General features: G+C 68.1%; 15 protein-coding genes. 5 read left to right on the forward strand and 10 right to left on the reverse strand.

The annotated features are described in order from the left end of the window. Both A5663_RS07980 and A5663_RS07985 read left to right on the forward strand, forming a co-directional pair. Positions 1-428 (forward strand): tetratricopeptide repeat protein (locus tag A5663_RS07980; RefSeq protein WP_304443151.1); only part of this gene is annotated, 428 nt, incomplete at its 5' end. A gap of 220 nt (positions 429-648) precedes the next feature. Further along, positions 649-1,050 carry an STAS domain-containing protein gene (locus tag A5663_RS07985; RefSeq protein WP_197503333.1) on the forward strand — a complete coding sequence of 134 codons (402 nt, stop codon included), beginning with the start codon at positions 649-651 and terminating at the stop codon, positions 1,048-1,050. On the opposite strand, the gene A5663_RS07990 is transcribed toward A5663_RS07985, so the two are convergent. The 3 genes from A5663_RS07990 to fgd are packed head-to-tail and all read right to left on the reverse strand — an operon-like array spanning position 985 to position 5,228. Then, positions 985-2,127, reverse strand: a complete 1,143-nt coding sequence (locus A5663_RS07990) for an acetate kinase (RefSeq protein WP_068146422.1) — start codon at positions 2,125-2,127, stop codon at positions 985-987. The two genes, A5663_RS07985 and A5663_RS07990, sit on opposite strands and share 66 nt — an antisense overlap. Continuing rightward, complete coding sequence (pta, locus tag A5663_RS07995; RefSeq protein ID WP_068146425.1) at positions 2,127-4,202, reverse strand: phosphate acetyltransferase; 2,076 nt, start codon at positions 4,200-4,202, stop codon at positions 2,127-2,129. Before pta ends, A5663_RS07990 begins: the two co-directional genes overlap by 1 nt. A 15-nt stretch (positions 4,203-4,217) precedes the next feature. Continuing rightward, positions 4,218-5,228, reverse strand: a complete 1,011-nt coding sequence (gene fgd, locus A5663_RS08000) for a glucose-6-phosphate dehydrogenase (coenzyme-F420) (protein WP_068146428.1) — start codon at positions 5,226-5,228, stop codon at positions 4,218-4,220. A 34-nt stretch (positions 5,229-5,262) separates the two neighbouring features. Here fgd and A5663_RS08005 point away from each other — a divergent pair, with 34 nt between their 5' ends. After that, complete coding sequence (locus A5663_RS08005) at positions 5,263-5,997, forward strand: MBL fold metallo-hydrolase (protein ID WP_068146431.1); 735 nt, start codon at positions 5,263-5,265, stop codon at positions 5,995-5,997. 104 nt (positions 5,998-6,101) lie between these two features. Here A5663_RS08005 and A5663_RS08010 read toward each other — a convergent pair whose 3' ends face one another. After that, a complete protein-coding gene (locus A5663_RS08010) occupies positions 6,102-6,401 on the reverse strand; it encodes a hypothetical protein (protein ID WP_068146434.1) in 300 nt (99 codons plus the stop codon). A 138-nt stretch (positions 6,402-6,539) separates the two neighbouring features. Between A5663_RS08010 and A5663_RS08015 the strand changes: the two genes are divergently transcribed. Further along, complete coding sequence (locus A5663_RS08015) at positions 6,540-7,391, forward strand: SDR family oxidoreductase (RefSeq protein ID WP_068146438.1); 852 nt, start codon at positions 6,540-6,542, stop codon at positions 7,389-7,391. On the opposite strand, the gene A5663_RS08020 is transcribed toward A5663_RS08015, so the two are convergent. The 6 genes from A5663_RS08020 to A5663_RS08045 all read right to left on the reverse strand — a co-directional run bounded on the left by A5663_RS08020 (position 7,392) and on the right by A5663_RS08045 (position 11,698). Continuing rightward, on the reverse strand, positions 7,392-7,817 hold the full coding sequence (locus A5663_RS08020) for a hypothetical protein (RefSeq protein WP_068146441.1): 426 nt from the start codon (positions 7,815-7,817) through the stop codon (positions 7,392-7,394). Continuing rightward, positions 7,818-9,074 carry an O-succinylhomoserine sulfhydrylase gene (locus A5663_RS08025; protein WP_068146444.1) on the reverse strand — a complete coding sequence of 419 codons (1,257 nt, stop codon included), beginning with the start codon at positions 9,072-9,074 and terminating at the stop codon, positions 7,818-7,820. Beyond that, positions 9,038-9,451 (reverse strand): rhodanese-like domain-containing protein, encoded by a 414-nt coding sequence (locus A5663_RS08030; protein ID WP_068146446.1) that lies wholly within the window; start codon positions 9,449-9,451, stop codon positions 9,038-9,040. Before A5663_RS08030 ends, A5663_RS08025 begins: the two co-directional genes overlap by 37 nt. Before the next feature lie 97 nt (positions 9,452-9,548). Further along, a complete protein-coding gene (locus A5663_RS08035; RefSeq protein WP_068146447.1) occupies positions 9,549-10,001 on the reverse strand; it encodes a lumazine-binding protein in 453 nt (150 codons plus the stop codon). Beyond that, positions 9,998-11,194 carry a formate-dependent phosphoribosylglycinamide formyltransferase gene (gene purT, locus A5663_RS08040; protein WP_068146448.1) on the reverse strand — a complete coding sequence of 399 codons (1,197 nt, stop codon included), beginning with the start codon at positions 11,192-11,194 and terminating at the stop codon, positions 9,998-10,000. The genes A5663_RS08035 and purT overlap by 4 nt, the downstream gene beginning before the upstream one ends. A 27-nt stretch (positions 11,195-11,221) precedes the next feature. Then, entirely contained in the window at positions 11,222-11,698 is a 477-nt protein-coding gene (locus A5663_RS08045) for a MarR family winged helix-turn-helix transcriptional regulator (RefSeq protein ID WP_068146449.1), read from the reverse strand. A 63-nt stretch (positions 11,699-11,761) separates the two neighbouring features. Between A5663_RS08045 and A5663_RS08050 the strand changes: the two genes are divergently transcribed. Next, the coding region (locus tag A5663_RS08050; protein ID WP_068146459.1) for an MMPL family transporter at positions 11,762-13,150 on the forward strand (1,389 nt) is incomplete at its 3' end.

Consider the following 13,150-nt stretch of genomic DNA (forward strand, 5'->3'; position numbering starts at 1 on the left):
TGGCGCGGGCCCAGTCGGCGGCCGGTGAACGCGAGGCCGCCGTGCAGACGCTCGACAAGGTGCCGGCGATGTCGCGGCACTTCACCACCGCGCGGCTGACCAGTGCGGTGACCCTGCTGTCGGGCCGGTCGTCGAGCGAGATCACCGAGCAGCAGATCCGCGACGCCGCACGGCGCGTCGAGGCGCTGCCCGACACCGAACCGCGCGTGCTGCAAATCCGCGCGCTGGTGCTGGGCACCGCGATGGACTGGCTGGCCGACAACACGGCGAGCACCAACCACATTCTGGGCTTCCCGTTCACCGAACACGGATTGCAGCTGGGCGTGGAGGCGTCGCTTCGTGCCCTCGCCCGGGTGGCGCCCACCCAGGCACACCGCTACGCACTGGTGGACCTGGCCAACAGCGTCCGCCCGACCAGCACCTTCTGACCGGGACCTACGGAATCCGTCGCGGATACGAGCAAAATCGGCCGCACTCGCCGCCCGTTTACAGCGTCTGCGCATGCCGTAACTCAGATAGCGACCGTGCGAAATCGGTAGTAATCTGCATCACAGGTTGAGGTCACAGCCACGGTTCACATGCGTTTCGACAACAGGAGCCACCGTGTCCGCTGTAGGAACCTGCAGGGTTTTCCGGCCGGATCCCCGGATGTTCGATCGGCGCGAACGCCACCGCCACGCCACGTTCTGCGCTTCTCACCAGCCGGGTTCGACCGTGCTGGTGACGGTCGACGGCGAGATCGACGCGACCAACAGCCGCGCGCTCGCCGCGTACGTGGAAGGCCAGATCGCCGGCACGAGGTGCCTGCTGATCGATCTTCGGCTCGTCGACTTCTTCGGGACCGCCGGCTTCGCCGCCCTGCACTACATCAACGTGATCTGCACGCGAAACGGGCTCGACTGGCAGGTGCGCTGCGGTCGGCAGGTCCGCAGGTTGCTGGCCATCTGCGATCCGGCGGGCGACCTGCCGCTGGAGAAGCCGCGCTCAGTGCTCGACGAGGTGACTGCAAGCGCGAGCGATCGCCAGCTCCTCATCAGTGGGAACAACTAGCACCGTCGTCGGCGACGTCTCGGCCGAAATGCGCCGCGCCTTCTTGTCCTGACGGGAGTTCAGCTCTTCGTCGAGTTCGATGCCCAACGGCGCCAGCCCGCTCAGCGCGTCGCGGCGCACCGCCGCGTCGTTCTCCCCGACACCCGCGGTGAACGTGATCACGTCGGCGGAGCCGAGCACCGCCAGATAAGCGCCGATGTATTTGCGCAGCCGGTGGATGTAGACGTCGTAGGCCAACCGCGCCGCCTGATCGCCCGACTCCATGAGTTGATGCAACACCCGGAAATCGATCTCGCCGCCGAGCCCGAGGACACCGGAGCGGCGGTTGAGCATCTGCTCGATGTCCTCGACGCTCATGTTCGCGGTGCGCCAAAGGTAAACCAGCACACCGGGATCGATGTCGCCGGACCGAGTGCCCATCACCAGTCCCTCCATCGGGGTCAACCCCATGGAGGTGTCCACCGGACGCCCACCGACGATGGCCGAGGCCGATGCGCCGTTGCCCAGATGCAGCACGATCTGGCGCAACGAGTCCAGCGGCGCGCCGAGAAACGCCGCGGCCTGCTCGCTGACGTACTGGTGCGACGTGCCGTGAAAGCCGTAGCGGCGGATGTGCCACTGCGCCGCGACATCACGGTCGATCGCATACGTCGCGGCCGCTGCCGGCAGATCGTGGAAGAACGCGGTGTCGAAGACCGCGACATGCGGCAGATCAGGCAGCGCCTTGCGCGCCACCTCGATACCCAGCAGCGCGGGCGGATTGTGCAGCGGCGCAAGGGCCGACAGTTTCTCGATCTCGGCGACCAGCTCGTCGTCGATCAGCGTCGGCTGATAGATGTCCGGGCCGCCGTGCACCACCCGGTGACCGACGGCGACGAGCCCCAGCGTGTCGAGCCGTCGTCCCGACTCGGCCATCTGATCGAACGCCGACTGCAGCGCCTCGGCATGATCGCGGACCTCGCCCTCACCGATCCGCTCGATGATGCCGTCCACCACCAACTTCTCCGAATCAGGCTCGATGACAGCGTATTTGAGCGACGACGAACCCGAGTTGAGCACCAGTACGTTGCGGGCCATCAGAGCGTCTGCGCCTGGATAGCGGTGATCGCCACGGTGTTGACGATGTCCTCCACCAACGCCCCGCGCGACAGGTCGTTGACCGGCTTCTTGAGCCCCTGCAGCACCGGTCCGATAGCGATCGCGCCTGCGCTGCGCTGCACCGCCTTGTACGTGTTGTTGCCGGTGTTGAGGTCCGGGAAGATCAGCACGGTCGCGCGGCCGGCCACCTTCGAGTCGGGCATCTTCGACTTCGCCACCGACGGTTCGACCGCGGCGTCGTACTGGATCGGGCCGTCGACGAGCAGCTCGGGATCCCGCTGCATCACCAGTTCCGTTGCCTGCCTGACCTTCTCGACGTCAGCGCCGGTCCCGCTGGTGCCCGTCGAGTAGGACAGCATCGCGACGCGCGGCTCGATCCCGAACCGTGCCGCGGTGTGCGCGGACGAGATCGCGATGTCGGCCAGCTGTTCTGCGGTGGGGTCCGGCACGATCGCACAGTCGCCGTACGCCAGCACCCGGTCGGCCAGGCACATCAGGAAGATGCTGGACACCGTGGAGACGCCGGACGTCGTCCTGATGATCTCGAATGCGGGCCGCACGGTGTGCGCGGTGGTGTGCCGCGCGCCGGAGACCATGCCGTCGACCATGTCGTTGTAGACCAGCATGGTGCCGAAATACGACACGTCGTGGATGGTCTCGCGGGCCTGGTCGACGGTCACGCCCTTGTGCTTTCGCATCTCGGCGTACTGTTCTGCGAACTTGTCGCACAGCTCGCTGGTCTGCGGGTCGAGCACCGTGGCGCCGGAGAGGTCGACGCCCAGTTCGGCTGCGCGGGCGCGGATCTGCGTCTCTTCACCCAGGATGGTCAGCTCGGCAACCCGGCGGTGCAGCAACCGGCCGGCAGCGGTCAGGATGCGGTCGTCGTCGCCCTCGGGCAGCACGATGTGCTTGCGATCTGAGCGCGCCCAGTCGAGCAGCTGGTAGGTGAACATCTGCGGGGTGACGACCGCAGGGATCGGAATAGCCAGCTGGGCAAGCAGATCCGCGACGTCGACATGTGCTTCCATCAGCGCCAGCGCCGTGTCGATCTTGCGTATCGAGGCCGCCGTCACCCGACCGCGCGTCGCGGCCACGCGGCTCGCGGTCTCGAACGTCCGGAACTCGGTGGCGATCATCGGCAACCGCAACCCCAGCCCGGCAACCAACGCGGCGATCGCCGGATGCAGCTCCAACCCCCCGTTGAGGATGATGCACGACAGCGACGGAAAGCCTTCGGCCGCATGGGCACTCGCGAGCGCGAGCACCACGTCGGAGCGGTCCCCGGCGGCGATCACCGCGACGCCCTCGCTGAGCCGTTCGAGCACACGCTCGGCGGTCATCCCGGCGACCAGGACATCCATCGCCTCGCGTGACAGCAGCGCAGGGTCACCACTGATCAAGGTGCCTTCGACGGCGCGTTGCAGTTCGGCGACCGAGGGAGCGACCAGCAGCGGCTCCTCCGGTAGCGCGTAGCACTTCGGTTCAAAGCCCTGCAACGCGTCGATCACCGCGGTCAGTTGCGCGGGATCGCAGCGGTTGGCGACCACGGCCGCGGTGTGCGCGTGCTGGGCGGCGATCTCGCCGAGGCAGATGTCGACGATGTGTGCGACCTGATCGGGCGTGCGGTCCTTGGCTTTCACCGCCAGCACCACCGGAGCACCGAGGTTGGCCGCGATGCGCGCATTGGTCGACAGTTCGCTCGGCGTTGCGACGTCGGTGTAATCACTGCCGACGATCAACACGGCGTCGCACTGGTCGGCCACCCAGTGGTACCGGTCGACGATCTCGCCGAGCGCGCCGTCGGGGTCCTCGTGGAGTTGTTCGTAACCGACGCCGACGCACTCGTCGTACGAGAGCCCGGCGGTGCTCTGCTCGAGCAGCAATTCGAGGATGTAGTCACAGTCCTCGCCGAGCCGCGTGATCGGCCGGAACACACCGACTTTGGCGACCGTGGCCGTCAACCGGTGCAACAGACCCAGTGCGATCGTCGACTTGCCGGTGTCGCCTTCGGGGGAAGCGACGTAAACGGCCGATGAGCGCCCGCGTGCAGACAATGCCTCAGACCTCGTTCAGCCGAGGCGGCGCAGTCGCGGCTCGAGGTCGCGCTGGAACAGCTCCAGGAACCTGCGCTGGTCGTGGCCGGGGGCGTGGAACACCAGGTGGTTCAGCCCCCACTCGACGTACTGGCCGACCTTCTCGACGGCCTCGTCGGGATCCGACGCGACGATCCACCGCTTGGCGACCTGCTCGATGGGCAGTTCGTCGGCGGCCTTCTCCATCTCGATCGGGTCGTCGATGGAGTGCTTCTGTTCGGCGGTCAGCGACAACGGCGCCCAGAACCGGGTGTTCTCCAGGGCCAGCTCGGGGTCCGTGTCGTAGGAGATCTTGATCTCGATCATCCGGTCGATGTCATCGACGTTCTTGCCGGCCGCTTCGGCGCCCTCTTTCACCGCCGGGATGAGCTTGTCCTTGTACAGCTCCTCGCCCTTGCCGCTGGTGCAGATGAAGCCGTCGCCCGCCCGGCCCGCGTACTTGGCGACGACCGGACCGCCCGCCGCGATGTAGACGGGGATGCCGCCCTCGGGCACGTCGTAGATGGACGCGCCCTTCGTGCGGTAGTACTCCCCGTCGAAGTCGACCCGGTCACCGAGCCACAACTCGCGCATCAGCTTGACAGACTCCCGCAGGCGCGCGAACCGCTCCTTGAACTCCGGCCAGTCGCCCTCGTAGCCCGTGGCGATCTCGTTGAGCGCTTCGCCGGTGCCGACCCCGAGGAAGATGCGGTCCGGATACAGGCATCCCATCGTGGCGAACGCCTGCGCGATGACGGCCGGGTTGTACCGGAAGGTCGGCGTCAGCACCGACGTCCCGAGAATCAGGTTCTTGGTGCGCTCGCCGACCGCCGTCATCCACGCCAGGGAGAACGGCGCGTGGCCGCCCTCGTGGCGCCACGGTTGGAAGTGGTCGCTGACCGTCGCGCTGTCCATGCCGTGCTCTTCAGCCGCAACGGCCAGCTCGACCAGTTCCCGCGGCGCGAACTGCTCCGCCGACGCCTTGTATCCGAGTTTGAGTTCAGCCACGAGTTCTTTCTACCCCGCTGCTTACACTCGCGGCATGGCACCGGCCTTGAGCGCCATCACCGACACCGTGCATTTCGCCTACACCGACCTCGTCAACTGGACGCTGGTCAGCGACGGCACCGGCGTGCTGCTGATCGACACCGGCTTCCCGGGCAGTCGAGACGACGTGCTGGCGTCGCTGCGCCAGCTCGGCTTCGGACCCGAGGACCTGCGCGCAATCCTGTTGACCCACGCGCACATCGACCATTTCGGTTCGGCGATCTGGTTCGCCCGAACGCACGGCACGCCGGTGTACTGCCACGCCGCCGAGGTGGGCCACGCCAAGCGCGAGTACCTCGAGCAGGCGTCGCCCGCCGACATCGCCAAGCACATCTGGCAGCCGCGCTACCTCACCTGGTCGGTGGCGATCGCCCGTAAGGGCGCCCTGCAGCGCGACGGCATCCCCAGCGCGCAAGCGTTCACCGAGGACGTCGCGGCCGGGTTGCCGGGCTCACCGAGGGCGATTCCGACGCCGGGCCACACCGGCGGGCACTGCTCGTTCCTCGTCGACGGTGTGCTGGTCAGCGGAGACGCCCTTGTCACCGGGCACCCGCTGCTCTCGCGCGGCGGGCCGCAGCTGCTGCCCGGACTGTTCAACCACGACCAGGACGGCTGTGTGCGCAGCCTGGCCGCGCTCGGCCTGCTGGACACCGAGGTGCTGCTACCGGGGCACGGGCCGGTGTGGCGCGGGTCGATCCGCGAAGCGGCGGAGGCCGCCGCCGGCCTATGACGGTGCTGGTGCGCCGGGTGCGCATCGCTCGTCGAACGTGCGGCCAGTGCGATTTTCGGGCTTATTTTTCGCACTGACCGCACTCTCGGCGAAGAGGGTCGCGGCTAGACGAGTTTCTGATAGCCCAGCAGGAAGACCGCGGTCAGGCACAGCCCACACGCGACGACGATCGTCGGCATCAGGATCATCGCGTCGAGCTCGTCGTCGTCGAGCACGTCACTGTCGAAGCGGCCGAACAGCACGCGGGCCACCCCGGTCTTGCGAAAGGTGTGCACCATGCCGCGGATTGCGCTGGTTTCGCGGCGGCGGCCGATGAACACCCGCGATGCCACACCGATCAACACCGTGAGCACACCGGCCGCAACCAGCAGCCAGCCGATCATCGTCTCTGACAGCGCCACCATCACCCCCGGTGTCGTCGACACCCTCGACCCAGCTTAACGGCCGGCGCGCAGGTCCTTGGCAAACGCGATCGGATATCCGTTGCCGTCGGCCGGAAGCGGACTTCCCAGCCAAACTTGACACGTGTAAAGTCCGGCCGCATGGACAACATCAGCGGTAAGACGATCGCGATCACCGGGGCCGCCCGTGGCATCGGCTTCGCGACCGCGAAGGCACTGCTGGCCCGCGGCGCGCGCGTCGTCATCGGCGACCGCGACGTGGCGCTGCAGGAGTCGGCCGTCGCGCAACTGGGCAATCTCGGACCCGCCTCGGGCTACCCGCTCGACGTCACCGACCGCGCCTCGTTCGAGACGTTCCTGGACAAGGCCCGCGTGGACGGCGGCGGTCACATCGACGTGTTGATCAACAACGCCGGCGTGATGCCGATCGGGCCGTTCGTCGAGGAGTCCGAGAAGTCGATCCGGTCCACGCTCGAGGTCAACCTGTACGGCGTCATCACGGGTTGCCAGTTGGTGCTGCCGGACATGATCGCGCGGCGCAGCGGCCACATCATCAACATCGCATCGCTGTCAGGGTTGATCCCCGTGCCCGGTCAGGTGGTGTACGTGGGCGCGAAGTTCGGCGTCGTCGGCCTGAGCGCGGCGCTGGCCGACGAGGTCGCGCCGCACAACGTCGACGTGTCGGTCATCATGCCGCCGTTCACCAACACCGAGTTGATCTCGGGCACCAAGAGCAGCGGGGCGATCAAGCCGGTCGAGCCCGAGCAGATCGCGGCCGCGATCGTCAAGACGCTGGACAAGCCGAAAACCCATGTGGCCGTGCCTCCGCCGTTGCGCTTCACCGCCCAGGCCGCGCAGATGCTCGGTCCGCGCGGACGCCGTTGGCTCAACAACAAGCTGGGGCTGGACCGGGTGTTCCTGGACTTCGACGCGACCGCGCGCAAGAACTACGAGGACCGGGCGCGATCAGCGCAGGGCGTGGTCGAGGACTGACTAAGCGTCAGCGAACGTCGGCAGCGGGTCGCCGGACCGGTACGCCTCGATCTGCTCGATGTGGTCGAACAGCTCGTCGAGGTCGAACTGGTAGTCATCGTCGGTGCCGACGAACACCACGTGCGCGATCTCGCCGCCTTCGGCTTCGAGGAGCGCCACGACAGTGGCGGCCACCGACTCGTCCGGGTCCTCGACGTCTGAGAACGACGGCGGCCAGTACCAGACGACACCGACCTCGTCGTCGGGATCCTCGCTGTACTCCCAGCCGCGTTCGGCGAGCCTTTCAGCGAAGTCTTCGAGGCCGCCGATGACCTCGTCGAGTTGTGCGGTCAGTTCTTGGTGACGCTCTTCGGGTAGCCAGAGACGATCCCGGGCGGCCTGCCGCTTGCGGCGCCGGGCCTTCTTCGCGTCGGTGCGCTTGGACACCTAGCCCAGTGCCCGGTCGAGGTCGTTGAGCAAATCCTCGGTTCCCTCCAGTCCCACCGAGATCCGCACCACGCCGTCACCGAGCCCGATGGCCGCGCGCCCCTCCGGACCCATCGCGCGGTGGGTCGTGGTCGCGGGGTGGGTGACCAAGGACTTCGCGTCGCCGAGGTTGTTCGAGATGTCGATGAGGGTGAGCTTGTCGAGCACCTCGAACGCACGCTCCTTGGTGCCGCCGTCGAGCTCGAACGTGACAACCGTTCCGCCACCGGTCATCTGGCGCTTGGCGAGGTCGTACTGCGGATGCGACTCCAGGAAGGGGTAGCGGACCCAGCTCACCGCGGGGTGGTTCTCCAGAAACTCGGCGATCCGCTGCGCCGACGCGTTCTGGTAGTCCACCCGGACCGCCATCGTCTCCAGACCCTTGAGCAGGGTCCAGGCGTTGAACGGGCTCAGCGCGGGACCGGTGTGGCGCATCAGCTTCTGCACCGGCTCGTCGATGTACTGCTTGTCGCCCAGGATCGCACCGCCGAGCACCCGTCCCTGCCCGTCGATGTGCTTGGTACCCGAGTACACGACGACGTCCACGCCCAGCGGGAAGCCCTGCTGCAGCAGCGGCGTGGCAAACACGTTGTCCAGCACCACCTTTGCGCCGGCTGCATGGGCCATGTCGGATACCGCGGCGATGTCGACCAGCGACTGCATCGGGTTCGACGGCGTCTCGAAGAACACCGCCTGCGTTGGCACCGAGAGTGCCTGCTCCCACTGCGATAGGTCGTCGCCGTCGACGAACACCGTCTCCACGCCCCAGCGCGGCAGGATCTCGTTGCACACCACGAAGCACGAGCCGAACAGGCTGCGCGCGGCGACCAGCCGATCGCCGGCCCCCAACAGTGCGCCCAGCGACGTGAACACCGCCGCCATCCCGGACGCGGTCGCGAAACAGGCTGGCGCGCCTTCCATCAGGCGCAGCCGCTCCTCGAACATCGAGACCGTCGGGTTGCCGTAGCGGGAGTAGACGTAGCGGTCGTTCTCTCCGGTGAACGCCTTCTCCGCCTCGGCGGCGGACGCGTAGATGTATCCAGAAGTGAGGAACAACCCCTCGGCGGTCTCCTCGAACTCCGAGCGCAGCAACCCGCCGCGCACGCCGATGGTGGCCTGGCTGACGCCTTCAGGCAGTTCCGCGGGAATCCGGACCGATGGCACGGACTGGTCGTTACTGCTCAAGACTGTCTCCAGGGCAAGCCGACGGCCTTCCATCCGGTGCGGCCACGGTGCCGATCCTCGTCGAGATGGCCCTCGAACCCGTCGAGCACGTTGTACGACGGCGCGATCCCCGCCTCGGTGGCGGCGACGGCGGCGCCGATCGACCGGTTCCCGGACCGACACAGGAACACCACCGGCCGTTCACCAGGGGTTATCCCCGCCGCCTTGAGGTCCTCGACGAACGACTCGTTGTGCGTGCCGTCGCTGCGGCTCCACTCGATGAACACGACATCGCGCTGCAGCGAGGACAGGTCGGGCACGCCGACGAAGCGCCACTCGGCCTCGGTGCGGCAGTCCACCAGCACAGCGTCGGGGGCGCCGGTCAGCAGCGACCATGCCTCCTCAGGCGTGATGTCTCCGGCATAACTCATTTTCTCGACTTCCGCTCGCTCCGGTCCTCGCTCGTCCCTCGCTGCGATCCTCACTCGCGCTCGTCTTCGGCGCTCACGGTCGTTGAGTGTCCCACAGCTACCTGGGGGCGGCCGAACAGACCTTCCAGGCCCCACCGTCGCGCACGAACGTCGTCGGGACCTCGTTCTTGTCGTCCGGCGCCTTGTCGAAGTGGTAGGTCACCTTGGCGGTGGCGCGGTCGGCGTCGATCACCACGTCGGTGACGTCGTCGACGAACCGTTCACCGTGCTTGGCCACCGAATCACGTTGTGCAGCAAGCACATCGGTCTCCGCGCCGACCTGCGCGGGGCACGTGAAGGTGAGGAAGTCGGCGTAGTTCTGCCGCTGCAGCGCGTCGTTCTGCCCGACCGCGGCCCGCGCGACCTGCTGATCGGGGGGCAACTCGTCGTCGCGGAACAGATTCAGCAGGACGATTGCGATCACCACGATCACAAAGATTGTGAGCGCGATCAGGAACGGTACCGCTGTCGGTCGGTCGCGGGGCTCAGACTCTGGCCCTGGGTCTGTCACGGGCTACCAAGCCTGCGCAGGGCGGCGGTGACGCGACGGGCGCGGTCCCGCGCGACGATCGGATCCGGTGCGGTGGCGAACGCCACCGCGAGCCGCCGCTTCGTTTCGGTCTCGTCGGGCCGGTCGAACAGCCGGACGTCGCTCTCGGCGACGGCGAGCGCCTCGGCGAGCACGGCCATTCGCCCGCCGTCGACCGTCGGTGTCGCCTCCGCCCCCGCATAGCTCACCTGCGCGGCGGCCGGCGAGATCATGATCGTGTCGACTGGCAGCCCCAGGATCGCGCGGGCATGCAACTCGAACTGCGAAAGCCGCTGTGAACGCAGCGTGACCAGGCCGCTGTCGTGCGGTCGCGGCCGCACGTTGTCGAAGTACACCTCGTCGCCGCGCACCAGCAACTCGACGCCGAACACGCCGCGTCCGCCCAGCGAGTTCACGATGCGCGCGCCGATCGACTTCGCCGCGTCCAGCGCGGCCGGCGGCAGCCGCTGCGGCTGCCAGCACTCGAGTACGTCGCCGTCGCCATGGCGGTGCCCGACGGGCTCGCAGAAGTGGACCACCGGTCCGGTCGGCCCGATGGTGCGGACAGTCAGCAGCGTGACTTCGAAGTCCACCTCGACCACGGACTCGACCATCACCCGGCTCTGCGGAATCCGGCCCGCGGCGGCGGCGCGCTGCCATGCCGGTTCGACGTCCTCGGGTCGCACCAGCACCGACGAGCCTTCGCCGGGCGCCGAGGCGATCGGCTTGACGACCAACGGAAAACCGGCGTGCCGTGCGACGGCGGTGAGCTCCTCGGGCGACCCCGCGAACCAGAACGGCGCCGTGGGCAACCCCAGCTCGTCTGCTGCCAGCCTGCGCAGGCCCTCCCGGTCCAGCGACAGCCGGGTGCTGCGCGGCGTCGGGAACACCTCGACTTCGCCGCGTTCTGCGACCGCGATCAGCGCGTCGGTCGCGATCAGGCCCGCCTCGGCAACGACATACCGCGGGCTCTCCCTGGCGATGAGCGCGGACAACTCCTCCGCGTCGTTCATCTTGGCGACGATCGCGCGGTCGGCGACCCCGTGCGCCGGCGCGTCGGCGTACCTGTCGACCGCTGTCACGTGCGCACCCAGCCCCTGAAAGGCCAGTGCCAACTCCCGGCTCAGTTCTCCGGAGCCGAGCAGCATCACCGTCTCGTTCTGGGTCTCACTCATCGCGAGTCCAGCCTGCCAGACGTCGGCTCAGCGCGACTGGTCCAGGTGGTGGCGGAACCGGCGCATGGCGTCGATGAGCGCGCCGAACGTGCGATGGGCCGCCAGCAGCTCCTCATCGGACAGGTCGGCCAGTGCGTCGCGGGTGCGTTCCCCCAGCGGCGTGAAAAACCCTCGGGCGACGGCCATTCCGTGATCGGCCACCCGCAGGATCACCTTGCGGCGGTCGGCCGGGTCCGATTCGCGCAGGAAGTGGCCCGACGCGATCATCCGCTCGACGAGATAGGTGATCGCCGCGGCCGACAGGCCCAGGCGCCTGCGCAGATCGCCCGCGGTCAACGGCGAGCCTTCCGCCTCGGCGACCATCACGTAGAGCAGAGCGCGAAAGTCGTTGGCGGCAACGTCGTGCCGGCTCGCGAACAGCCTGCCGATGCCGTCGGATTCGGCGTTGATGGCTCGCACATCGGCGGCGATCGTCGCCTCCAGCGCCTCGCGGTCCTCTGGCACGCCGAAAGCATAGAGCCGCCGGGCCGTTTGATTACTAGTTAAGTATCTGAAATATTCGACGTCATGTCCCGCCGCCTCTCCTGGGTCCTTGCGGTGCTGGTGGTGCTGGGCTCCGGTGCCGTGATGGCATTCATCGGCAGCGGCGACTCGAGCGCGCGATCACCGGTGCCGGTGCCCGATTCGGCCGAGTCGGCACGTGTCGACGCGCTGCGCGCCCAGTTCCCGGGCGGCGAACGGGTTCCGGCCATCGTCGTGATCACCCGCGCCGACGATTCGCGGCTCGGGCCGGGCGACGTCGACGCCGTGAAACGCAAATGGCCTTCGGCCCAGGTGTCCGACGACGGTGCGGCCGCGCTGGCGGTGGTGCCGTTGAGCGCCGACCTCACCGGGTTCGAACTCGGCGACAAGGTCAAGGAGATCCGCGCGGCGGCCGCCGACGGACTGCCCACCGGACTCCGGACGCAGGTGACCGGCGGGCCTGCGTTCGGTGCCGACATCGCGAACTCGTTCTCCGGGGCCAATTTCACGTTGTTGGCGGTCACCGCGGCTGTCGTGGCGTTACTGCTGATCATCACCTACCGCTCCCCGGTGCTGTGGCTCGTGCCGCTCGCGGTGATCGGCTTCGCCGACCGGGTGGCCGCGGTGCTGGGCAGCGCGGTGGCACAGGCCGTCGGCATGACTCCGGACGGTTCGACGTCGGGTATCACGAGCGTGCTGGTGTTCGGGGCGGGCACCAACTACGCGCTGCTGCTCATCTCGCGCTACCGCGAAGAGCTGGGCCGTACAGCGGACCACCGCGACGCGCTGGACATCGCCGTGCGCCGGGCCGGTCCGGCGATCATCGCCAGCAACGCCACCGTGGTGCTGGCGCTGCTCACGCTGATCTTCGCGTCGTCGCCGAGCGTGCGCAGCCTCGGCGTGCAAGCGGCGGCCGGGCTGATTGTGGCCGCGGTGTTCGTGCTGCTGGTGCTGCCGGCGCTGCTGAGCCTGTTCGGCAAGCGGCTGTTCTGGCCGTTCGTCCCCCGCGTCGGCGCCGAACCGCTGACCGAGGGCGGCGTGTGGCACCGCATCGCCGAAGCGGTGGCGCGCAGACCCGGTCGCGTCGCGGCCGTCGCGCTGGCCGGTCTGGCGCTGCTGTGTCTCGGGCTGCTCAACACGCCGGTCGGCCTGTCGCAGACCGAGCAGTTCCGGGTGCAGGCCGAGTCCGTCAGCGGATACGAGACCTTGGCTGACCATTTCCCCAGCGGACTGACCGATCCGACCCGGGTCATCGCGTCGACCGACCGCACCGCCGAGGTGCAACGCGCGATATCGCAGACCCCCGGCGTGGTCTCGGTGAGCCCCGCCGGACAGAGCCCGGCAGGGCTCACGCAGTGGTCGGTCGTGCTCGACGCCGCGCCCGCGTCCGATCAAGCGTTCGAAACCGTTGACGCGCTGCGGGATTCGGTACGC

The organism is Mycobacterium sp. E740 (genome assembly GCF_001672895.1).
Taxonomy (GTDB): Bacteria; Actinomycetota; Actinomycetes; order Mycobacteriales; family Mycobacteriaceae; genus Mycobacterium.

What these genes read in the sequence shown, in the direction of transcription:
- A5663_RS07985 (WP_197503333.1), top strand. Translation starts at nt 649, where the DNA reads ATGTTCGATCGGCGCGAACGCCACCGCCACGCCACGTTCTGCGCTTCT.
- A5663_RS07990 (WP_068146422.1), bottom strand. Translation starts at nt 2,127, where the DNA reads ATGGCCCGCAACGTACTGGTGCTCAACTCGGGTTCGTCGTCGCTCAAA.
- A5663_RS08005 (WP_068146431.1), top strand. Translation starts at nt 5,263, where the DNA reads ATGGCACCGGCCTTGAGCGCCATCACCGACACCGTGCATTTCGCCTAC.
- A5663_RS08010 (WP_068146434.1), bottom strand. Translation starts at nt 6,401, where the DNA reads ATGGTGGCGCTGTCAGAGACGATGATCGGCTGGCTGCTGGTTGCGGCC.
- A5663_RS08015 (WP_068146438.1), top strand. Translation starts at nt 6,540, where the DNA reads ATGGACAACATCAGCGGTAAGACGATCGCGATCACCGGGGCCGCCCGT.
- A5663_RS08025 (WP_068146444.1), bottom strand. Translation starts at nt 9,074, where the DNA reads ATGGAAGGCCGTCGGCTTGCCCTGGAGACAGTCTTGAGCAGTAACGAC.
- A5663_RS08030 (WP_068146446.1), bottom strand. Translation starts at nt 9,451, where the DNA reads ATGAGTTATGCCGGAGACATCACGCCTGAGGAGGCATGGTCGCTGCTG.
- purT (WP_068146448.1), bottom strand. Translation starts at nt 11,194, where the DNA reads ATGAGTGAGACCCAGAACGAGACGGTGATGCTGCTCGGCTCCGGAGAA.